We start from the raw sequence: 19,814 nt of genomic DNA, 5'->3' as shown, positions 1-19,814 counted from the left end.
TTCGTGTTCTTCGTGTTCTTCGTGTTCTTCGTGTTCTTCGTGTTCTTCGTGTTCTTCGTGTTCTTCGTGTTCTTCGTGTTCTTCGTGTTCTTCGTGTTCAGAGTGGTGCTCTTTGAGTAACGTTTGTTCCACTTCACTACTCTTTAACAAACAAACAGCTTCTTTGGGTAACTGAATCATTTCATAACCTTGCCTTAACACACGTAGTGCTTGAGCTACCTGTTCTTTTTGTTGAGCGTTTTCAGGTATGTGCTCAAAGCCAACAAGGTTGGCAGCAGGCGTTACAATCAGCACATTAAACTGCTTTCCTTCTAAAGCGGCATCTAATCTAGCCACCCCATGCTCATGAGCTTCACTCGCCAATAAAGGCGTTAACGGTAAAGTAGCTCCTGCTGCACACAGAAATGAGATTAGAATATACGGTCTTCTTTTCACGATATTTGTCACTCCAATAAAAATACGTTATAACATAACATAAAATCCATAGAGTACAAGCGCTCGAAACATGAGCGCCCGATAGTTAATAGCTAATTATTTAGCGATATCTAGCGTAAATTTTTTCAACCGTTCCATCTTCATACATGTTCTGCAAGGATAGATTAAGGTCATTAATTAAGTTTGAAGGTGTGTCAGGATGAAAGGCGATACCCATCACCGTTTCTTTAAATGTTAAGGATTCAGTTAACCCTTTCACCTTTTGCATTTTAGCGATGTAAGGCCCTAGAAGGTGCCCTGTTGCCCATAAATCAATACGCTTACGAGCCAACTTGACTGCATTCAATTCATCCCGGCTTACTAGGTCCAACTTAAAGCCCTGCTTTTCCAAAAACAATGCAGCAGCATCCCCACGATATCCCCCGATACGATACTGTTTCGCATCTTCAAGGGAGTTCAACTGAATATTCCGCTCTTTCAATGACAAAAATACCCAATTATTTAATGCTATTGGGCTGACCCATTTAAATAAAGCTTCACGCTCAGGGGTACGGGTAGTAGAGAACACACCTGTTTTAGGTGTATCTAATGCCATAGCGTATGCCCTATTCCAAGGCAGTAGAGATATATCATATTCAAATTGTTGGCGAGCAAATAATTCACGAACAATATCCGTTGATATACCTGTGATTTCATTATTTCGAGCGAGCATATTAAAAGGAGGATAGGACTCCGTTGTTAACTCGAAACGCTCTGCATGTGATCCCTGACTAAGAAAAAATGAGCACGATAAAACAAGTGCCCATATTATTTTCAGTTTTCTCATGACAGGCCTTCCTTTTCCTTATTAACCCGGCGTATCTTTTTGAAGGCAACGATCATGCTTTTCTGCATTCGAGTGACAGAATCTGCAAGCATTCCTATTTCATCATTAGATTTAACATCAATAACGGTATTTAGTTTTCCTTTACTAATCTCGCTTGCTTGGTCTGCTAGTATGCGAATCGGTGTGATCAAGAACTTACCTAATAGCAGCATAAGAATAATAAAAATAACGGCATTCAATAATAAAACTCGCGCAACCTCTATAATAACCAAGGTCTGAATGTTTTGTTTTACAAAACGATCACTAACAAAAGTTTCGACGCGGCCAATGGTTTTGTCACTCGTTTTTATTTCTGATACGGAAGTAGAAAAAGCATCTTGAATTTTCCCGGTTGAGCCAGAGATATTCCAATTCTGGTCTCGTACCTTGGCGCTCATTACCGTTTCGCCATTCTCATCATACACAACAACACCCAGCAAGCTTTTTTCAAGCATTTCTGCTTCAATCATGCTGCTCACCCGCTCACTATCCAAGTTCCAAACAGGGGTTACTAAATGCTGAGCTAACCGTTCTGCCGTAACTGATGCCAAGTCTCTTAATTGCTTCTTTTCATTTTCGACAACTTTAAATGTATCAAAAATACCCACAACAGCGAGGACCACTGTCGTGCATAAAAGAGTGATCATAATCACTTTATTACGTATAGACCCGGTATATTGCTTGCTCATGATTCTACCTTTTTATTTTAATGATGCGAAAGATCATACTTTCGTATTAAGAATATAACAATGGTGCCGTTTAATAAGGTAACTACAAGCAAGGTATGAGGGTCATGAATTAATAAGGGCCAGCTTTTTTACACGGCCAAGTTGTTTGATTTGGTGCTCGCGCTGGCACGCTAAAGAGCGGCTCGCAACAGCTTCCGACCATACCAAAACAACGGGTCTTCTGGGGCGCGTATATTTGGCACCGAGCTTATTACACTCATTGTGTTCTTTTAAGCGCCTATCACAATCCGTCGTAATACCTGTGTACAAGCTGCCATCAGCACAACATAGGATATAAATGTACCAAGTTGATGTATTGGATAAGGTAGACAATGAATATAATCTCTCATGCTGAATGTAAGGGATTAATATAAAGTTTAAGTCGAAAAAAACAATGCATACACAGTAACCAGCCCCTAAAATATTCTTTTCTCTAATTTTCTGGAGTCGTGCTGATGCACACTTTTCTAATCATTCTTGCTGTCATCGCTTTCTTTATGATTGTGCTTGAAGATGTTATTCACCTCAATAAAGCAAAAACCACGCTTTTTCTTGGCACTTTATCGTGGCTTGTTCTTTTCCTTTTCCCTGCTGATGGCGTCACGCCAAAACAAATCCAAGGTATGCTGAACGAGAATTTACTTGAGATTGCTAGCCTATGGCTGTTTCTGATGGCGGCAATGACCTTCGTTGCCTTTCTAAACCATCAAGGTCTAATCGAAACAATGATCTATAAGTTCTTGCCATCTAGGGTTGGTGAAAAAGCTCTGCTCTTTATGGTGGCAATCTTTGCTTTTGCATTCTCATCACTATCTGACAATATCACTGCAACTCTGGTGTCTGTCGCTCTAGTACTGTCATTAAAGCTACCGCCTAATAAAACCTTAAAATTTGCCGTCATGGTTGTTTTCGCGGTGAACTCCGGTGGCGTCTCTCTAATTACCGGCGATGTAACAACACTGATGATATTTTTAGCAGACAAGGTCGCTATTCAAGATCTGTTATGGCTAGCACTCCCCGCTTTTGTCAGCGTTATTTTTCTTGCTGGATTGCTTTCCTTTGGATTAAAGGGCGAGCTCCTCATTGACGGAGGCGAGCGCCATTACGACAAAGTTGGCATGAGTATCGGCATACTCTTTCTATTTACCATCCTTAGTACCATTGTGCTGAATATTATTGCGGGCATACCTCCGGTACTCACTTTCTTGTTTGGTTTATCCATCATGTTTTTGATAGGGCGTTTTTTCCATACGGATGATGATCGAGAAAATATGCTCGATTACATACGCGTTATTGAATTTGATACGCTTTTATTCTTTTTAGGGATATTGCTATTAGTAGGAATGTTGAAAGAGATTGGAGTACTTGATCATCTTGTAAAAGTTTACGAGGTGCTGCCACCTATACAGGCAAATTATGTGATGGGGTTACTCTCATCACTTGTTGATAACGTACCGCTCACCGCAGCTCTTTTAAAAGCCAATTTGGACATGACCCCTGCAAGTTGGTTATCTCTGACCTATGGCGTCGGTGTCGGCGGCTCTTTGCTAATCATAGGTTCAGCCGCTGGTATCGTCGCAATGAGTAAAATAAAAGAAGTTACTTTCATCAGTTATATGAAATACAGTTTCTTCTTGTTGCTGGCCTACACTCTAGGCTTTGCGGGAAGCTATGGTGTTGGTACCGTGTTGTTTAACGTACCTAATAGCTATTGAAAGTAGCACTATAATAACGATTAGCAGCAACTCTAGCTTGCTGCTAATTCTATTTTTTAACGTATATGACTCCCTTTTTATATAACCATACCCCTACAACAACCTCTCATCGTCTCGCGATGAGTCGTGTTCGTAATATTGTGCGCACAATTCATTAATGCCAGCAATAAAAGGAGCTAAACTGAATATCTGTATTTCTTCTAAATATAATCGTCCATCAAAGTACAGCCTAACAACAGGGAGAGAATAAACCCCCTGTTGGGCGCAACATTCTTGGTGCTGTTCACAGTCAATATAATTAAGCACTAAGCCCGGCCAACGCGTAGCTAATTGCGCGACCAATTGCGGCCAAATCACCTGACACACGCCACAATGCTCCCCGCCAAACATCAACAAGCTTGCGCCTTTTTTAGAAAGAATTTTATTACTTTCGTCTTCACATACTGTTTGATTTCTTATCATTTAAATTTCGCATCACCACGCACTTAAATTGTTATATTCTAAATATCTAACCCTTAATTTAACATACGCTCTAGCCCGCTGTATTTCATCTATCTTTATTTTTATCCAAGAGTAAACTGAAAAGGTTAGCTTAAGAAAAGGGTAGACTGAAATGGACATAGCATTAATCAAACAATTTTTTATGTGGTGCACGATTATAAATGGTGCCCTATTAATCCTATGGTCAAGTATCTTCATACTTGCTCCGGATATTGTGTATCGCATTCAAAATTATGTTTTCCCTATTCCTCGTACTCATTTCAACATTACTCTTTATGCTCTTATTGGATTATTTAAAATACTCTTTATTGTTTTCAGCCTAACCCCATACATTGCACTATCAGTGCTTGTCTAATTAAGTATAGATCGAGACATAATCACTGCCCTCCCTCTTAAAAACACTAATGGAGCTATTCATTAATACTTCTGACCAACAGTAACGCTCTTAACTACCATGTTAGATTTCCCTAACACCCTGAAATAACATGGGTTATCTAAGTGAAAATAACAATTACAAGGTGAGTACCATGGGGAAATGTTATAACTCAACAGTCATCAACGCGCCCATTGAAAAAGTGTGGGACACTATTAAAAACTTCCATGAATTACCCTGGGGTAGCGCAGTAGTTACCTCAACTAAAAAAGTAGGTAACAAGCAAAGCAATGAAGTGGGCGCGCAACGTATTCTAAACGACGCATTTCATGAAACACTCGTATCTATCAGCAATGATGAATTCACCTTCTCATATCGCATTGATGATGGACCGGGGCCTGTTGCTAAGGATACTGTGCTGAATTATTTCGGCACTGTGAAGTTATCCCCTGTCACAGATTCAGGTGAAACATTTATAGAATGGTCATCAAGTTTTGATTCAGATAATAGCAATGAAGTAAGAGAGTTTTGCAATCCAATCTATGCAGGTCTTTTAGACTCTTTAAACGCTTATTTAACTTAGGCAACCAATATTTCAGTAAAGATTCAGCCACTCCACGCAACACTACCTCCACAATCAAGGAGGTTGTTATGAAAAAGTATATTGCGGAATCTTTTGGAACATTTTGGCTAGTATTGGGTGGTTGCGGCAGCGCGGTACTGGCTGCTGCTTTTCCTGATGTAGGTATAGGCCTACTTGGCGTGTCATTCGCTTTTGGTTTAACTGTGTTAACGATGGCTTTTGCTATCGGACATATTTCTGGCTGTCACCTTAATCCAGCGGTCTCTATAGGATTATGGGCAGGTGGGCGCTTTCCCGCAAATCAATTACTTCCCTATATCGTAGCTCAAGTCATTGGCGGTTTAATTGCCGGCGGGGTTTTATTCTTGATTGCTAGCGGACAAGCGGGATTTGATGTCAGCGCAGGGTTCGCCTCTAATGGCTACGCTGAACACTCACCCGGAGGTTACTCGTTATTGTCTGCTTTTATTACTGAAGTGGTAATGACGATGATGTTCTTACTCGTCATCATGGGAGCAACAGATGAACGCGCACCTAAAGGTTTAGCGCCTATCGCCATTGGGTTATGCCTAACATTAATCCACCTCATCAGTATTCCTGTCACCAATACGTCTGTAAACCCTGCACGTAGTACCGGTGTTGCTCTGTATGTTGGTGGCTGGGCTGTTTCTCAGTTATGGCTATTCTGGATAGCGCCAGTAATTGGTGCCATCCTAGGTGCGGGTATCTACCGCTACATCGGCAGCGAAGATAAGTAATGCCAATGACTTAGCAAGCGATGCTGGCCTTAAGGGTACAGACTATAAGTCTAGCCTGTACCTTTCATTTAGAACAGTTATTAAGTACTCATGACTCTGGTGGTAGCAACTGAGTAACAACCTGAAGATTATTGTGCAATGTTTTATGTACTGGGCACTTATCCGCTATCTCTAGCAAACGCTGCCTCTGCTCTTCTGTTAAGTCACCCACCAAGGTTAGTTTTCGTTCGATAACTTCCATCGACTGAGGCGTTACATCACACCCTTCACAATCACGGTGGTAATCACGACTATGGCTTAACTCCACACGCACATGCTGTAACGCTAGTTTTTTTCGGCTTGCATACATTCGAACTGTCATAGAGGTACAAGCACCTAACCCAGCTAACAAATGCTCATATGGATCAGGCCCCGTGTTTGCCCCACCCACCGCTATGGGCTCATCGGCTAACCAATAATGGCTATCACTGCTTACATGCTGAGTGAAAACATGATTTTTCTCTTCTACAATGACGTGTCCTTTTGTAACCGAAACCTTATGTTGCTCTACTTTAGGGATATATCGGCTAGCCCAGCCAGCAATTGTCTCGGCTACGTACTCTGAGTCTGCTCGCTTAGTCAGCAGATGATCAGCGCTGTCTAAACTAACAAAACTCTTTGGATGTTTGGCGTTACGATAAATTTTTTCAGCCTCCGAAATAGGTACCGTAGCATCCGTCGGCGAGTGCATCACTAACAAGGCCTTTTTTAGCTTACCTATATCATGATCAACATGTGAATCAATATCATCTAAAAATTGTTTCTTGATAAGAAATTTTCGAGAACCTAAACACACTTCTGCTTCACCATTTTCAATAATTTCATCAATGGAAGCTGAGAAATTATGCACGACATGTTTAGCATGATGTGGAGCACCAATAGTCACCACCGCTTGAACCTCTTTTACCTGTGCAGCCATAGCCAAAACAGCCGCACCTCCCAAACTATGTCCAATCAATATGGTTGGTGCTTGATACTCTTGGCGTAAAAAATCTGCAGCAGCCAGTAGATCTTGAATATTTGATGAGAAATGTGTGTTTGCAAAATCCCCATCACTATTTCCTAATCCCGTAAAATCGAATCGAAGTACAGCAATACCTTTTGCTATGAGCGCCCGCGCAATATGAGAAGCTGCCGCAATATCTTTCCCACATGTGAAGCAATGAGCAAACAGCGCATAACAACGAATGTCTGTTTCAGGCGTCTCAAGCATACCTGCCAGCATTTGCCCGCCACTCTCAAACTGAACCTTTGCGCGCATAAAACCCTCTCCTGATCATTTCAAATATCATGCTAATGCGGCCTAAAAACATGCCGAATAAAACTCATTTAAAGAGCCTTATGCGCTCCGTCACACATGGGGGAATTCGCTGTTTTCTTACAGCCACATAAATAAATTGTTTCTGTTTTTTCGGCGGTGAAGGACACCGGTTTAAAGTCAGTACCTTTGTGCGAGCCATCACATAAAGGCTGCCTGTTGCTCAGGCCACAAGCGCACCAACGATAACGTTCACCGGCCACTACATCAGTTGCATACGGTGCTTTTTGTGCAATAACAGCTTTATCACTCATGAGTTTTTTTCCTTATAATTAATGAAGACAGCTATTCGTTATCATTCATTAATACCATACGCATGTGTGTGCTGCTAATGTGTGGACCGCTAAAAAACACTATACATTCTATTTAGTAGACATAAAAAACCGAATCACATGGATTCGGCTTAGGTCTTTAGGAGAATCAAAAGTAGCTATCTACATCAAGATTTAAGAGAGCACCTGCGTCCCTTCTTTCAACATGCCTAAAGCATGTGTTAGCCCCTCCTGCTCAGCGCTGTCACCAAACCACGCTAACTGCTCTTGCAACGCAACAACTTCACCTACAATAATGAGTGCGGGTGCAACCAACTTAGCGCCCTCTTGCTTAGTAGCAATATCAGCTAGCGTTCCGGTAAGCACCTTCTGGTCAGGTGATGTTCCTTTAGACACAATAGCAACAGGTGTATCCGCTGGCTTCCCGTGTTCTATTAAGCCTTCGGCAAGGGCGGGCAAAGTATGTAAGCCCATATAAAACACAACTGTTTGATTTGGACACACTAGCTCAGCAAAATTCAGCTTATCTTTGCGGTTTTTAAGCTGGCCTGTTACAAATTTAACTGACTGAGCATAACCTCGATGTGTCAGTGGGATACCCGCATAGGTTGAACAAGCACTTGCTGCGGTTATTCCTGGGACTACTTGAAAGGGTATACCATGCGACTTCAATGTTTCGAGCTCTTCGCCGCCTCGACCAAAAATAAACGGATCTCCGCCTTTTAATCGAACAACACGTTTACCTTGTTCTGCATGTTGTACTAACAGGGCATTAATGCCTTCTTGAGGAACAGCATGATCGTCGCGCTTTTTACCGACATAGACAAGGTCTGCGTCACGTCGGCATAGATCCAACACTTCGGCTGATACCAAGTTGTCATAAAAGACAATATCCGCTTGCTGCATCAAGCGAAGCGCCTTAAATGTTAATAACTCAGGGTCACCGGGCCCGGCTCCTACCAAGTAAACTTCGCCTACCTGATGACCATTTTCGCTTTTTTCAATAGCTGCTTTTAATAATGCTTCAGCTTCATCATTACGACCTGAAAACACTTTTTCGGCAATCTGTCCTTCTAGTACACGCTCCCAAAAACGACGACGCTCATTAACCGAACCAAATGCCGCTTTTACCTGACTCCGAAAACGCCCTACTAACGCACCTAAGTGACTATAGCCATTAGGGATCAGCGTTTCTAAACGCGCTCTTAACAACCTAGCAAGAACCGGTGATTCACCACCTGAGGAGATACCAATAACAATAGGCGAGCGATCAACAATTGCGGGGAAAATAAATGTACATAAAGAAGGAGTATCAACAACATTCACAGGGATGTTTAATGCTACTGCATCATAGTGCACACGCTCGTGAAGACTCTTATCATCAGTAGCCGCTACCACCAGTGTTTTGTCTTCTAATAAAGCCGCATGGTACTCACCAATCACTATTTGATCGTTGGAGTTGACTAACAATGCTTTGAGTTCATCATCCACGGTATGAGATACCACCGTGAGATAAACTCCAGCACGTTTCAGTAAACGAGCTTTGCGTAAAGCGATATCACCGCCACCTATTAGCAATACATGGCGTGATTTAAGATTAAAGAAAAGAGGTAAAAAATTCACAATGAGCCCTCAGTTAGTTCGTGAGCCCAGATTAACATAAACTGGTCAAAAACCACTGATTAGATAAGGCCCATTGATTGATTTGAAGCAATCTATAGCTGCGTATGCAGCCCACACTCACGAGTTTCTAACGCTTTTGTTGGATCAAAATAGTCATGTTCATTTGGCAAACCATGCTCAACTAGATAAGCGTCAAGATCAACTTCACTCCAGTTAAACAACGGCGCCACCTTTATAATGCCATCTTTACTTGCAGATACAATTTCCAAGGACTGGCGAAACTCAGTTTGATCTTTACGAATAGCGTTCAACCATAGATCAGGACTCATTTGAGCCAATGCACGTTGAAACGGCTCTAATTTAACCTGACGTGTAAACTCGTCATGCAAAGGATCATCAATATCAGGAATACCTTTCATCAACACATTTCGACGAGCAGATGTCTGTTGAGGAATATAAGTTTCTACGTTGAGGTTGAAGTCCTGAATCATTTTTTCTGCAAATCGATAAGTAGCAGACGTGTTATAACCTGAATCAACCCATAAGACTTTAATGTCCGGCTTAGCTTGCACTGCCATATGTAAAATGACAGATTCGTAAGGACGAAAATTAGTCGTCACTAGAGGGTTTTCAGACTGAGCAATAGCCCATGCAATTATCTCCTGTGGTGACTTACCTTCTAGCGCCTTATTAGCTGCAACCAAATCAATACTCATCTTTTTTCTCTCTCCTTTGAAAGCTAAAACCCGCAGATTTTAGCTCCAACAATAGAATTAGCGGCGAAAAATAGGCCGGGGGTCAGCTGCCGTTCCCTGATAATTCACGCTCACTTCAGTAAACGCACTTAAATCTTCTTCAGAATAACGGTCTTCAGGGATTAAAAATGCATTAAAACCTGAACTTTGCATCAATGCTAAACGATCTCTTGCGACATCGCCTATCGCTCGAATTTCACCGTTAAAGCCCGTTCTCACGAGATGCTTAGCAATACTAAAACCACGCCCATCACGAAAGATTGGAAACTCAACAGCAACCAAAGCAATGTTATCCTGCTCAGCATACAAAGCCTGAAGATCATCATCTCCATTTACTTGTATACCTAACTGGCCGTCGCGGCTCTGAAGATCATCACGGTTCTCAAGGTAAAACGATAACGGCACGATGATATCGCCACTAGGAAGCGCCTGCTCTAAGTTTTCAGCATCAATCGATTGCCAGCTATCGTTAGCAATGATTTTTTTATTAATGAGCAAGGGCATAAACATTCTCCTTAAACGGGTCAATACCGATACGTTTGAATGTATCGCGGAACAATTCTTCTTCCTGACGAAGATCGACAAACACTTCTAAAATTTTCTCGAGTGTATTAGCAACATCATCAGCAGCAACAGACTTGCCTAATACTTTGCCTAACGCAGCATCTTCACGAGAAGAGCCACCCAAGGTTATTTGATACCAATCTTCACCTTTCTTATCGACACCTAAAATACCGATATCTGCAACATGATGATGGCCGCAAGCATTAATACAACCCGACATATTCAACTGAATATCACCCAAATCGTATAGATGATCTAGATCGTCAAAGCGCTCATTAATTTGATCCGCAATGTTCAGTGTTTTTGCATTTGCTAAGGCACAAAAATCAAAACCTGGACAAACAATCATATCAGCCAGTGTACCTATATTTGGGCGAGCAAGACCGCTAGCTTCCAGTCCTTGCCATACACTATATAAGTCCGATTTTTTCACATCAGCCAGTACCAAGTTCTGATCATGAGTGGAGCGAATTTCACCAAAGCTGTATTTTTCAGCCAGATCAGCCACAAGATCCATTTGTGCATCCGTGATATCGCCAGCCGGTTTTAGATGCGGCTTTAAAGATACAATCGCAATACGATACCCTTCAACACGATGGTCGACTGTATTACGCTCATACCAGGTTTTAAAGGCACGATCTTCAGCAAGTTTTTGATCAAACGACGTATCTGCGGCTGCATTCACATCATAATCAAACGGTGTAAAGAAACCTTTAGCACGTTCAATTTCAGCAGTGGTTAACGTTAGCTCACCGTCGCGAGAGTATTCCCACTCCTCTTCAACCAAACGGCTGAACTCTTCCACACCCAAAGCGTTAACTAAAATTTTGATACGCGCTTTGTATTTATTGTCTCGACGGCCGTTAAGGTTATAAACACGTAAGATCGCATCTAAATACGACAACAAATGCTCTTTAGGCAAGAAGTCACGAACCACCTTACCAATAACAGGTGTACGACCTAAACCACCGCCAACAAGTACTTCAAAACCAATCTCGCCGGCATCGTTCTGCACTAAATGCAAACCAATATCATGCACCTGAGATGCGGCACGGTCTTCAGTACTACCGGTTACTGCGATTTTGAATTTACGAGGTAAGTAAGCAAACTCAGGATGCAGTGTTGACCATTGACGGATGATTTCACAGTACGCACGCGGATCTTCTAATTCATTCGCATAGACACCGGAATATGGATCCGTTGTGGTGTTACGAATACAGTTACCCGACGTCTGAATAGCGTGCATTTGCACTTGAGCCAATTCAGCCAAAATATCAGGTACTTCTTCAAGCTTCGGCCAGTTAAACTGAAGGTTTGTACGGGTTGTAAAATGCCCATAGCCTTTATCATATGTACGAGCAATATGAGCTAATTTGCGCAACTGTTCCGATGACATCAAACCATAAGGAATCGCCACACGCAGCATCGGTGCAAACCGTTGAATATAAAGACCATTCATCAATCGCAATACAAGAAATTCATCCTCTGGCAGATCTCCTGCCAAGTAGCGACGTGTCTGATCACGGTATTGTTCGACGCGCTCGTCAACCAGGGTTTGGTCGACTTCATTATACTGATACATGTTTCACCCGTTTAGCAGCTCAACTGCTCTTTTACGATTCTAGAAAAATTAAAATTGTTCGTTAATAATTATTATTTCAGCCAGCTAATACAAAACGCACACCGATAACCAGTAGTATTGAACCCATTATCGGCTGCATCACTTTAGGTGACAGTTTTGCACCTATATGACTACCTATAAACACACCAGGTAGTGACCCCAACAGTAAATAAGCCAGTAAAGACAAATCAACACTGCCCATCCCATAATGCCCGGCTCCAGCAATCCCGGTTAGCACCACGGCATGCACAAGATCAGTACCAACGATCGATGGCATACTCATACGCGGATATAGCGTAATTAGCATTGCTGTACCTAGCGCACCCGCACCAACAGAGGACAGCGTGACTAAGCCGCCCAGTACAATACCGGTTAACAAGGTAACTGCAGGGCGAACTTTTTTTGCTTTCGCCACCCAAGCTCGTCCTTCTACTTTAAGGGCGAACTCACGAATTTTATTACGACCAAATACAGCTACCGAGGTCAATATCAATGAAATACCTAACGTCAGATTCATTAGATGTTCAATATCATCTAAAGCAGCGAGACCTTTGAGGTATTCCAACGTCAACAAGCTGCCGGGGATACTACCAGACAACAATAAAATAACGATTCGCCATTCAATCAATTTTTTACGTGCATACGCAAAAACTCCACCGAACTTGGTAACTGAGGCGTAAAGCAGATCAGTACTCACAGCTACAATTGGGGGGATACCAAAAACCACAATCAAAATCGGCGTCATTAATGCACCGCCACCAATGCCGGTCAGCCCTACAATAAACCCTACAACTAGCCCAGCGAAGCTGTAAGCAAATTCCATACAATTAGTACCCATCACCCTAAACGAATCAGAACGCCATCATACTCATTTTTTTATATAACAGAAAATAATAATTTATCACTTTCTTATTCTTTTTTGAAATATAGAGAAAATGCGGCTTATTCTTAAAAGTAATAACAGAATTTCTATTTATTACTTTTAATAACAAAAGCTCTCTGTAATAATGCACCGCAACATATGACAGATGGGCAAGCACAAGCTGCCTGTCTGCTTAACCAAGCTATAAATCGAGTAGGCATACACAGATGACATCTATACCAGAGCGCCGTCTTACCCATTTAAAACAGCTGGAAGCTGAAAGCATCCAGATAATTCGCGAAGTGGCTGCTGAGTTTGATAACCCAGTAATGCTTTATTCCATTGGGAAGGACTCCGCCGTGATGCTTCACCTGGCTCGTAAAGCTTTCTACCCGGGCAAACCGCCTTTCCCCTTGATGCATGTAGACACCACATGGAAGTTCAAGGAGATGATCTCTTTTCGTGACAAAATGGCAGAAGAAGCCGGCATGGACTTGATTGTACATGTCAACAAAGAAGGCGTAGACATGGGTGTTGGGCCATTTACACACGGCTCTTCCAAGCATACTGATGTAATGAAAACTCAGGGGCTTAAACAAGCCTTAAACAAATATAAATTTGATGCTGCTTTTGGTGGAGCACGTCGTGACGAAGAAAAATCACGTGCAAAAGAGCGCGTATTTTCGTTCCGTGACAAATTTCACCGTTGGGATCCAAAAAATCAACGCCCGGAGCTATGGAATATTTTTAATACCCGTGTTGATCAAGGCGAGAGTATTCGTGTATTTCCATTATCCAACTGGACTGAGTTAGATATCTGGCAGTACATCTATTTAGAAAGCATCCCAATTGTACCTCTATACCTAGCACAAGAGCGCCCAGTTGTTGAGCGTAATGGCATGATGATCATGGTTGACGATGAGCGTTTACCACTGGAAGAAGGCGAGCACCCTGTCATGCGTAAAGTTCGCTTTAGAACATTAGGCTGCTACCCGTTAACGGGAGCGGTGGAATCGGAAGCAAGCTCTTTACAGGAAATTATTCAGGAAATGTTGCTAACCACAACATCTGAGCGCCAGGGTCGAGCCATCGATCACGATTCTTCTGGCTCAATGGAGAAAAAGAAAATGGAAGGTTACTTCTAACATCTATTTTCTAACCATTTTCTGATACTGAATTGAGAGACTAATACCATGAGCCACCAATCTGAACTGATTTCGACCGACATTGAAGCGTACCTTCATCAGCATGAAAACAAAGAGCTACTACGTTTTTTGACGTGTGGCAGCGTTGATGACGGAAAGTCCACCCTGATCGGACGCTTACTGCACGATTCGAAAATGATATATGAAGATCAGCTTGCCGCTATTCAAAGTGAAAACGCACGCGTAGGTAACGCGGGTGAAGAACTCGACCTTGCATTGCTAGTTGATGGCTTACAAGCAGAACGCGAACAAGGTATTACCATTGATGTAGCTTACCGCTACTTCTCTACTGCTGAGCGTAAATTTATTATTGCTGATACCCCGGGGCATGAGCAGTACACACGAAACATGGCAACAGGTGCATCAACGTGTGATCTTGCGATCATCCTGATTGACGCTCGCCATGGCGTGCAAGTACAAACTAAACGACATAGCTTTATTGTGTCGTTATTAGGACTTAAGCACACGATTGTCGCCATCAATAAAATGGACTTGGTAGACTTCAGCGAAGAGCGTTATGAACAGATCAAAACTGATTACTTAACATTTACAGCAGACTTAAACCTGCCTGACATTCAGTTCGTACCATTGTCTGCACTGAAGGGTGACAATGTTGTAAACCCTTCTGAGCATATGCCTTGGTACACAGGCCTTCCTTTAATGGAGACGCTGAATACCGTTAAAATTGCACGCGACAAAAATTTCGACGAACTACGCTTCCCAGTGCAGTACGTCAACCGCCCTAATCTCGACTTTCGAGGATATTGCGGTACGCTAACATCTGGAATCGTCAGACCCGGCGATGCGGTTACGGTGTTACCTTCTGGTAAGTCTTCACGCGTTAAATCTATTGTCACTTTTGATGGCGAGCTTCAAGAGGCATTTCCTCCAATGTCCATCACACTGACATTGGAAGATGAGATTGATATTTCTCGTGGCGACATCATCGTTCATAGTAACAACATCCCCAAGGCAACCAACCGCTTTGATGCAACGCTGGTTTGGATGGATGAACAACCACTAACACAAGGTAAAACATACGACATTAAACTGTTAACAAGCCGTACTGCCGGATCTGTTACCGCCATTCGCCATCAAATTGATGTCAATACGCTTGAAAAATCAGATTCGACCACACTTGAACTCAATGAGATTGGCCAGTGCGAAATCACACTAGAACGCCCTATTCTTGCGGATAATTACACGGCATTTCGTGGCACAGGTTCGTTTATTGTTGTTGATCGCTTAAGCAATGCGACGGTTGCTGCCGGTATGATCATAGATACCGAAACAGATACCAGTCAAACGCTGTCCCACTCACCGCAAGTGAGCGCAGAACAAAAAGCACGCCGCTTTGGCCAACAACCTGCCATCGTTAAAGTGGAAGGTGCTGCTGACTCTGCTCAGACACTAATCTTTTCTCTAGAACAAGCACTGTTTAAAGCAGGGCGTAACGTAGCAACGCTCACAAAAAATGCGTTACCCGCCGCCTTACTACAAAACTCAAGCGCTGTTGCCGGGCTGTTAAAACAGAATGGTTTGTTGGTACTTACCGATACCGACCTTGAAACTGCTGACCTTACTATTCAAACGGATAAATTGCCGCAAGATAGCGAACAGATCTCTGTGGTAATGCAGCAATTGCAGGAACTGAAGCTAATATAATGCGAACCAACGAGAACGGTCGCTAAGACGCCCCTCTCATTGAGTTAAATCAAGCCTTAAACTGTGCCTAACATCGCAGTTTAAGGTACACTTCAGCTTTTGTTAATTTCGAAGATCTATCAGGGAAACCTAGATGGATTTTCGCATTTTGATACAGTGATTATGACAGATTTTCTTCTCATTTTAATTAGCACCGTGCTGGTGAATAACTTTGTACTGGTTCAGTTTCTTGGTCTTTGTCCGTTTATGGGCGTTTCCAACAAACTCGAAACAGCTATGGGCATGTCACTAGCGACTACTTTTGTACTGACTTTATCTTCAGTATGTAGCTATTTGGTTTACACCTACCTGCTCTTACCCTTTGAGCTGGGCTACTTAAGGACTATCTCATTTATCTTAGTGATTGCTGTTGTTGTACAGTTCACTGAAATGGTCGTTAAGAAAACGAGCCCCTTACTGCATAAAGTCTTAGGGATATTTCTTCCCCTTATCACTACAAATTGCGCGGTACTCGGTGTTGCTCTGTTAAATATCAAAAAACAGAACGGCTTTATGGAGTCAATTTTCTATGGTTTTGGTGGCGCTGTCGGATTCTCGTTGGCACTGATACTCTTTTCGGCCATCCGAGAACGTGTCGCTGTTGCTGATGTTCCAACACCCTTTCGTGGTGCTGCAATAGGCATGGTTACTGCTGGCCTTATGTCTCTCGCTTTTATGGGCTTCACTGGCCTGGTTAAATTTTGAGCAGGTTGTATTAATGAGCGCTGTATTAATTGCCATTCTAGTTCTTCTTAGCTTAGCCGTTGTTTTTGGTCTAGTGCTTGGTTTTGCTGCTGTAAAATTCAAAGTTGAAGGCAACCCCATTGTTGACCAAATAGATGACCTTTTACCACAGACACAGTGTGGCCAATGCGGCCACCCTGGTTGTCGCCCCTATGCAGAGGCCATTGCCAATGGAGAGCAGATCAATAAATGCCCTCCTGGTGGCCAAAGCACTATTGAAGCCCTTGCCGATCTTTTAGATGTTGAAGCGGTTCCGCTTGATGCTGAACATGGTGAAGAAAGCATTAAAACAGTGGCATATATCCGAGAAGATGAATGCATTGGTTGCACCAAATGCATTCAAGCTTGCCCGGTAGATGCCATTCTTGGTGCTGCAAAACAGATGCATACCGTCATTGTTTCTGAGTGCACCGGGTGTGATCTTTGTGTTGAACCCTGCCCCGTTGATTGTATAGATATGCTACCCATTGAAACCACATTGAATAACTGGAAGTGGACGCCACCTGTGCCTGGTGTAGAACTGATCGCTACCGATACTGGCCGCTCTGTTGCACACGCATCAAGCAAAGAAGGAGCGTCATCATGAGTAAAATTTTTGCTTTTCATGGTGGCATTCACCCACCTGAGAATAAAAAACAATCAACACGTGCACCTATTCGCCTAGCCCCCGTACCTGAACAGCTGACTATCCCTATTCAGCAGCATATTGGCGCGCCCGCCAAGCCATGCGTCCATGTAGGAGAACAGGTATTAAAAGGTCAAATGATTGCTGAAGCACAAGGTAGAATCAGTGTTTCTATACATGCATCAAGCTCAGGCACCATTACAGACATCAGCCCACAATCGGTACCTCACCCATCTGGTTTAGAAGCACCTTGTATCAGTATAAAAACTGACGGCCAAGATCAGTGGATACCACATCAAGGGCTGGCAGACTATCGCTCTCTTCCCCCATTGGAGTTGATCAACTACATTCGCAACCACGGTATTGCAGGTATGGGCGGTGCCGGCTTCCCTACAGATGTTAAGTTACACCTAGGCGATGACCATATTGTTAACACCTTGATTATCAATGCCGCAGAGTGCGAGCCCTACATTACAGCTGACGACATGCTCATTCGAGAACGTGCTGAGCAAATTGTAGGGGGTATTGAGGTTATCAACTACTTGCTCAACCCAACCCATATTTTAATTGGCATCGAAGACAACAAGGCGCATGCCATTCGTGTGCTTGAAGATGCATTACGCCACACAAAATTAAATATAGATATTGTAGTCGTACCCACTAAATACCCCTCAGGTGGTGAAAAGCAGCTGGTGCGCTTATTAACAGGCGTGGAAGTCCCCAGCGGTCGTATCCCTGCGGATGTCGGCATTGTGTGCCAAAACATTGGAACAGTAGCTGCTATTAACCAAGCAGTACATCACGGCACTCCTCTGATATCTCGTATCGTTACCGTCACAGGAGGCGCCGTCGGGAAACCACAAAATCTTGAAGCGCTTATTGGTACTCCAATTAACGACTTACTTGAAACGGCTCAAGTTAACCACAACACACTCAGTAGACTAGTTATGGGCGGCCCAATGATGGGCTTCACGATTGAAGATGATGCGATTCCTATCATCAAAACATCAAACTGCATTATTGCCGCTGTTAAAGAAGAAATGCCACCAGCGCCACCGTCACAAGCCTGCATCCGCTGCGGTTTATGCGAACAAGCATGCCCCGCAGAATTACTCCCTCAGCAACTTTTTTGGTTCTCTAAAAGTCGTGAGTTTGAAAAAGCAAAACATCACAACTTATTTGATTGCATCGAGTGCGGCGCATGCTCCTACGTGTGCCCCAGCAATATACCACTTGTTCAATACTATCGTTTTGCCAAAAATGAAATAAGAGATGAGGAAGCAGAGCAACGAAAATCAGATCAAGCTCGACAGCGTTTTGAGGCAAGACAAGCACGTTTAGAACAAGCGGTTCTTGATAAAGAAATACGTCGCAAAGAGCGTGCAGCGCAGGCAGCAAAAACTCAAGCAGCTAAGAAAGCAAGCAGTGAAACTGCAGCACAAACACCTGAAGATAATATAAAGCAACTGAAAACAGCAGCAGCAATTACACGCACAAAACTAAAAAAAGCACTATCAGCATTGGAAGCGGCTAAAGCAGACAGTAGCGATAATATTGCTCAGCTCGACCTTCAGTATAAACAGGCCGAACATGCAGCAGAAGAGGCGCAGAAAGCCCTTGAACTAGCGGAATCAGGCATACAAGCACCGGCAACCTCTGTCGCTCCAGATATCAAACAGCTAAAAACTCAAGCAGCTGTGGCCAGAACCAAATTAAAGAAAGCACAACAGGCATTAAAAATAGCCGAAGACAAAGGCCACGATGGCGCCGACACTTTACGCGCGACCGTGGCACAGCTAGAAGAGAAGTCTGTCGCAGCACAGCTGGTCTTTGCTAATGCAGAAACCGATGCTGCCAGTTCAAGTTCTAGCAACCCTCTTCCTGCCTTAAAAGAATCTACTGATAAAGCGCTAGGGACATTTAAAAAAGCTGAAGCTGCACTTGAAACTGCCATTGCTAATAGCAGCCCCGCCGCTGAAAAGATGAAAGCAGGTGTAGAAAAACTTAAAGCAAAATACACAGAAGCGCTTGCCGCTCAAGAAGCAGCTGAAACATTAAGCGCTCCTAAAGCAACGGAGGCTCCTGCACAAAGCTTCGAACCGCAGCCAACTGCACGTACACCCGCTGACTTAAAAGCACTGAAGCAAAATGTCTCAATCATGCGTACCAAGCTTAAAAAAACGGAAACCTTGCTCGCCTCAGCCGAAGCGGATTCAGAGCAAGCCGGTGAGCTACAGCAAGAAATAGTTCGACTGACGCAGCTTCATAAAGATGCAAAAGCACAATTAGATGCCGAAGAAGAAGGAAAAATTAAGGCGGCTGCAGCTCAAGGCATTGACCTTAAAAAATTAAAAATAGATGCAGCCCTCGCTCGCGCAGCAGTGACTAAGCTTGAACGTAGCATTAAAAAAGCCCAAGAAGCCGAACCTGCTGAACTTAATGCGTTACAGACCGAACTACTAGCTGCGCAACAGCAAGCAACCCAATTTAACAATACTCTTAGCCAATTTGAATAGGATATGCG

Annotated in this window: 21 protein-coding genes; 9 read left to right on the top strand and 12 right to left on the bottom strand. The window is 43.1% G+C overall.

Going from position 1 to position 19,814, the window contains the following annotated elements; translation table 11 throughout:
- From QZZ55_RS11635 to QZZ55_RS11620, 4 genes are all read right to left on the bottom strand, one after another.
- On the bottom strand, window positions 1-435 hold a 435-nt coding region (locus QZZ55_RS11635), incomplete at its 3' end, for a DUF2796 domain-containing protein (RefSeq protein WP_293267499.1).
- A 100-nt stretch (window positions 436-535) separates the two neighbouring features.
- Window positions 536-1,261: an ABC transporter substrate-binding protein gene (locus QZZ55_RS11630; RefSeq protein WP_293267498.1), complete on the bottom strand. Its 726-nt coding sequence runs from the start codon at window positions 1,259-1,261 to the stop codon at window positions 536-538.
- Window positions 1,258-1,989, bottom strand: coding sequence for a HAMP domain-containing protein (locus tag QZZ55_RS11625; protein ID WP_293267497.1), 732 nt, complete (start codon window positions 1,987-1,989; stop codon window positions 1,258-1,260). Before QZZ55_RS11625 ends, QZZ55_RS11630 begins: the two co-directional genes overlap by 4 nt.
- A gap of 102 nt (window positions 1,990-2,091) precedes the next feature.
- Window positions 2,092-2,361 (bottom strand): GIY-YIG nuclease family protein, encoded by a 270-nt coding sequence (locus QZZ55_RS11620; protein ID WP_293267496.1) that lies wholly within the window; start codon window positions 2,359-2,361, stop codon window positions 2,092-2,094.
- 122 nt (window positions 2,362-2,483) lie between these two features.
- On the opposite strand from QZZ55_RS11620, the gene nhaD reads away from it, so the two are divergent.
- On the top strand, window positions 2,484-3,743 hold the full coding sequence (gene nhaD, locus QZZ55_RS11615) for a sodium:proton antiporter NhaD (RefSeq protein ID WP_293267495.1): 1,260 nt from the start codon (window positions 2,484-2,486) through the stop codon (window positions 3,741-3,743).
- 93 nt (window positions 3,744-3,836) lie between these two features.
- On the opposite strand, the gene QZZ55_RS11610 is transcribed toward nhaD, so the two are convergent.
- The gene (locus QZZ55_RS11610) at window positions 3,837-4,205 is read right to left on the bottom strand and encodes a thioredoxin family protein (RefSeq protein ID WP_293267494.1); all 369 of its coding nucleotides are present in this window, start codon (window positions 4,203-4,205) and stop codon (window positions 3,837-3,839) included.
- Between the two features lie 151 nt (window positions 4,206-4,356).
- Here QZZ55_RS11610 and QZZ55_RS20005 point away from each other — a divergent pair, with 151 nt between their 5' ends.
- From QZZ55_RS20005 to aqpZ, 3 genes are all read left to right on the top strand, one after another.
- Window positions 4,357-4,599, top strand: a complete 243-nt coding sequence (locus tag QZZ55_RS20005; RefSeq protein WP_366512317.1) for a DUF6868 family protein — start codon at window positions 4,357-4,359, stop codon at window positions 4,597-4,599.
- A 172-nt stretch (window positions 4,600-4,771) separates the two neighbouring features.
- Window positions 4,772-5,200 (top strand): SRPBCC family protein, encoded by a 429-nt coding sequence (locus QZZ55_RS11605; RefSeq protein WP_293267493.1) that lies wholly within the window; start codon window positions 4,772-4,774, stop codon window positions 5,198-5,200.
- A gap of 68 nt (window positions 5,201-5,268) precedes the next feature.
- Window positions 5,269-5,958 (top strand): aquaporin Z, encoded by a 690-nt coding sequence (aqpZ, locus tag QZZ55_RS11600; RefSeq protein WP_293267492.1) that lies wholly within the window; start codon window positions 5,269-5,271, stop codon window positions 5,956-5,958.
- A gap of 88 nt (window positions 5,959-6,046) precedes the next feature.
- Here the strand turns inward: aqpZ and QZZ55_RS11595 are convergent, their stop codons facing one another.
- From QZZ55_RS11595 to QZZ55_RS11565, 7 genes are all read right to left on the bottom strand, one after another.
- Entirely contained in the window at window positions 6,047-7,258 is a 1,212-nt protein-coding gene (locus QZZ55_RS11595) for a bifunctional alpha/beta hydrolase/OsmC family protein (protein ID WP_293267491.1), read from the bottom strand.
- A 68-nt stretch (window positions 7,259-7,326) separates the two neighbouring features.
- Window positions 7,327-7,569 carry a CDGSH iron-sulfur domain-containing protein gene (locus QZZ55_RS11590; RefSeq protein ID WP_293267490.1) on the bottom strand — a complete coding sequence of 81 codons (243 nt, stop codon included), beginning with the start codon at window positions 7,567-7,569 and terminating at the stop codon, window positions 7,327-7,329.
- A 192-nt stretch (window positions 7,570-7,761) separates the two neighbouring features.
- Window positions 7,762-9,210 (bottom strand): siroheme synthase CysG, encoded by a 1,449-nt coding sequence (cysG, locus tag QZZ55_RS11585; RefSeq protein WP_293267489.1) that lies wholly within the window; start codon window positions 9,208-9,210, stop codon window positions 7,762-7,764.
- Between the two features lie 92 nt (window positions 9,211-9,302).
- Window positions 9,303-9,926, bottom strand: coding sequence for a phosphoadenosine phosphosulfate reductase family protein (locus QZZ55_RS11580; protein ID WP_293267488.1), 624 nt, complete (start codon window positions 9,924-9,926; stop codon window positions 9,303-9,305).
- Between the two features lie 57 nt (window positions 9,927-9,983).
- On the bottom strand, window positions 9,984-10,469 hold the full coding sequence (locus tag QZZ55_RS11575) for a DUF934 domain-containing protein (RefSeq protein ID WP_293267487.1): 486 nt from the start codon (window positions 10,467-10,469) through the stop codon (window positions 9,984-9,986).
- Window positions 10,453-12,111, bottom strand: a complete 1,659-nt coding sequence (locus QZZ55_RS11570; protein WP_293267486.1) for a nitrite/sulfite reductase — start codon at window positions 12,109-12,111, stop codon at window positions 10,453-10,455. The genes QZZ55_RS11575 and QZZ55_RS11570 overlap by 17 nt, the downstream gene beginning before the upstream one ends.
- A gap of 76 nt (window positions 12,112-12,187) precedes the next feature.
- Complete coding sequence (locus QZZ55_RS11565) at window positions 12,188-12,973, bottom strand: sulfite exporter TauE/SafE family protein (RefSeq protein WP_293267485.1); 786 nt, start codon at window positions 12,971-12,973, stop codon at window positions 12,188-12,190.
- 266 nt (window positions 12,974-13,239) lie between these two features.
- On the opposite strand from QZZ55_RS11565, the gene cysD reads away from it, so the two are divergent.
- The 5 genes from cysD (at window position 13,240) to rsxC (ending at window position 19,806) form a co-directional block, all read left to right on the top strand.
- The gene (gene cysD, locus QZZ55_RS11560; RefSeq protein ID WP_293267484.1) at window positions 13,240-14,157 is read left to right on the top strand and encodes a sulfate adenylyltransferase subunit CysD; all 918 of its coding nucleotides are present in this window, start codon (window positions 13,240-13,242) and stop codon (window positions 14,155-14,157) included.
- 48 nt (window positions 14,158-14,205) lie between these two features.
- Complete coding sequence (gene cysN / locus QZZ55_RS11555; RefSeq protein ID WP_293267483.1) at window positions 14,206-15,882, top strand: sulfate adenylyltransferase subunit CysN; 1,677 nt, start codon at window positions 14,206-14,208, stop codon at window positions 15,880-15,882.
- A gap of 162 nt (window positions 15,883-16,044) precedes the next feature.
- Window positions 16,045-16,626 (top strand): electron transport complex subunit RsxA, encoded by a 582-nt coding sequence (gene rsxA, locus QZZ55_RS11550; RefSeq protein WP_028469374.1) that lies wholly within the window; start codon window positions 16,045-16,047, stop codon window positions 16,624-16,626.
- Between the two features lie 13 nt (window positions 16,627-16,639).
- A complete protein-coding gene (rsxB, locus tag QZZ55_RS11545; protein WP_293267482.1) occupies window positions 16,640-17,251 on the top strand; it encodes an electron transport complex subunit RsxB in 612 nt (203 codons plus the stop codon).
- A complete protein-coding gene (gene rsxC, locus QZZ55_RS11540) occupies window positions 17,248-19,806 on the top strand; it encodes an electron transport complex subunit RsxC (protein ID WP_293267481.1) in 2,559 nt (852 codons plus the stop codon). Before rsxB ends, rsxC begins: the two co-directional genes overlap by 4 nt.
- Window positions 19,807-19,814: the final 8 nt, after the last annotated feature.

The organism is Neptunomonas sp. (assembly GCF_016744175.1).
GTDB lineage: Bacteria > Pseudomonadota > Gammaproteobacteria > Pseudomonadales > Balneatricaceae > Neptunomonas.
The sequence above is the reverse complement of the archived record's forward strand: the minus strand, read 5'-3'. Positions and strand labels throughout refer to the sequence as shown.

What these genes read in the sequence shown, in the direction of transcription:
- cysN (WP_293267483.1), top strand. Translation starts at nt 14,206, where the DNA reads ATGAGCCACCAATCTGAACTGATTTCGACCGACATTGAAGCGTACCTT.
- aqpZ (WP_293267492.1), top strand. Translation starts at nt 5,269, where the DNA reads ATGAAAAAGTATATTGCGGAATCTTTTGGAACATTTTGGCTAGTATTG.
- QZZ55_RS11575 (WP_293267487.1), bottom strand. Translation starts at nt 10,469, where the DNA reads ATGCCCTTGCTCATTAATAAAAAAATCATTGCTAACGATAGCTGGCAA.
- cysD (WP_293267484.1), top strand. Translation starts at nt 13,240, where the DNA reads ATGACATCTATACCAGAGCGCCGTCTTACCCATTTAAAACAGCTGGAA.
- QZZ55_RS11565 (WP_293267485.1), bottom strand. Translation starts at nt 12,973, where the DNA reads ATGGAATTTGCTTACAGCTTCGCTGGGCTAGTTGTAGGGTTTATTGTA.
- QZZ55_RS20005 (WP_366512317.1), top strand. Translation starts at nt 4,357, where the DNA reads ATGGACATAGCATTAATCAAACAATTTTTTATGTGGTGCACGATTATA.
- QZZ55_RS11570 (WP_293267486.1), bottom strand. Translation starts at nt 12,111, where the DNA reads ATGTATCAGTATAATGAAGTCGACCAAACCCTGGTTGACGAGCGCGTC.
- QZZ55_RS11625 (WP_293267497.1), bottom strand. Translation starts at nt 1,989, where the DNA reads ATGAGCAAGCAATATACCGGGTCTATACGTAATAAAGTGATTATGATC.
- QZZ55_RS11580 (WP_293267488.1), bottom strand. Translation starts at nt 9,926, where the DNA reads ATGAGTATTGATTTGGTTGCAGCTAATAAGGCGCTAGAAGGTAAGTCA.
- QZZ55_RS11595 (WP_293267491.1), bottom strand. Translation starts at nt 7,258, where the DNA reads ATGCGCGCAAAGGTTCAGTTTGAGAGTGGCGGGCAAATGCTGGCAGGT.
- QZZ55_RS11605 (WP_293267493.1), top strand. Translation starts at nt 4,772, where the DNA reads ATGGGGAAATGTTATAACTCAACAGTCATCAACGCGCCCATTGAAAAA.
- QZZ55_RS11610 (WP_293267494.1), bottom strand. Translation starts at nt 4,205, where the DNA reads ATGATAAGAAATCAAACAGTATGTGAAGACGAAAGTAATAAAATTCTT.
- rsxB (WP_293267482.1), top strand. Translation starts at nt 16,640, where the DNA reads ATGAGCGCTGTATTAATTGCCATTCTAGTTCTTCTTAGCTTAGCCGTT.
- QZZ55_RS11630 (WP_293267498.1), bottom strand. Translation starts at nt 1,261, where the DNA reads ATGAGAAAACTGAAAATAATATGGGCACTTGTTTTATCGTGCTCATTT.
- rsxA (WP_028469374.1), top strand. Translation starts at nt 16,045, where the DNA reads ATGACAGATTTTCTTCTCATTTTAATTAGCACCGTGCTGGTGAATAAC.
- rsxC (WP_293267481.1), top strand. Translation starts at nt 17,248, where the DNA reads ATGAGTAAAATTTTTGCTTTTCATGGTGGCATTCACCCACCTGAGAAT.
- nhaD (WP_293267495.1), top strand. Translation starts at nt 2,484, where the DNA reads ATGCACACTTTTCTAATCATTCTTGCTGTCATCGCTTTCTTTATGATT.
- QZZ55_RS11590 (WP_293267490.1), bottom strand. Translation starts at nt 7,569, where the DNA reads ATGAGTGATAAAGCTGTTATTGCACAAAAAGCACCGTATGCAACTGAT.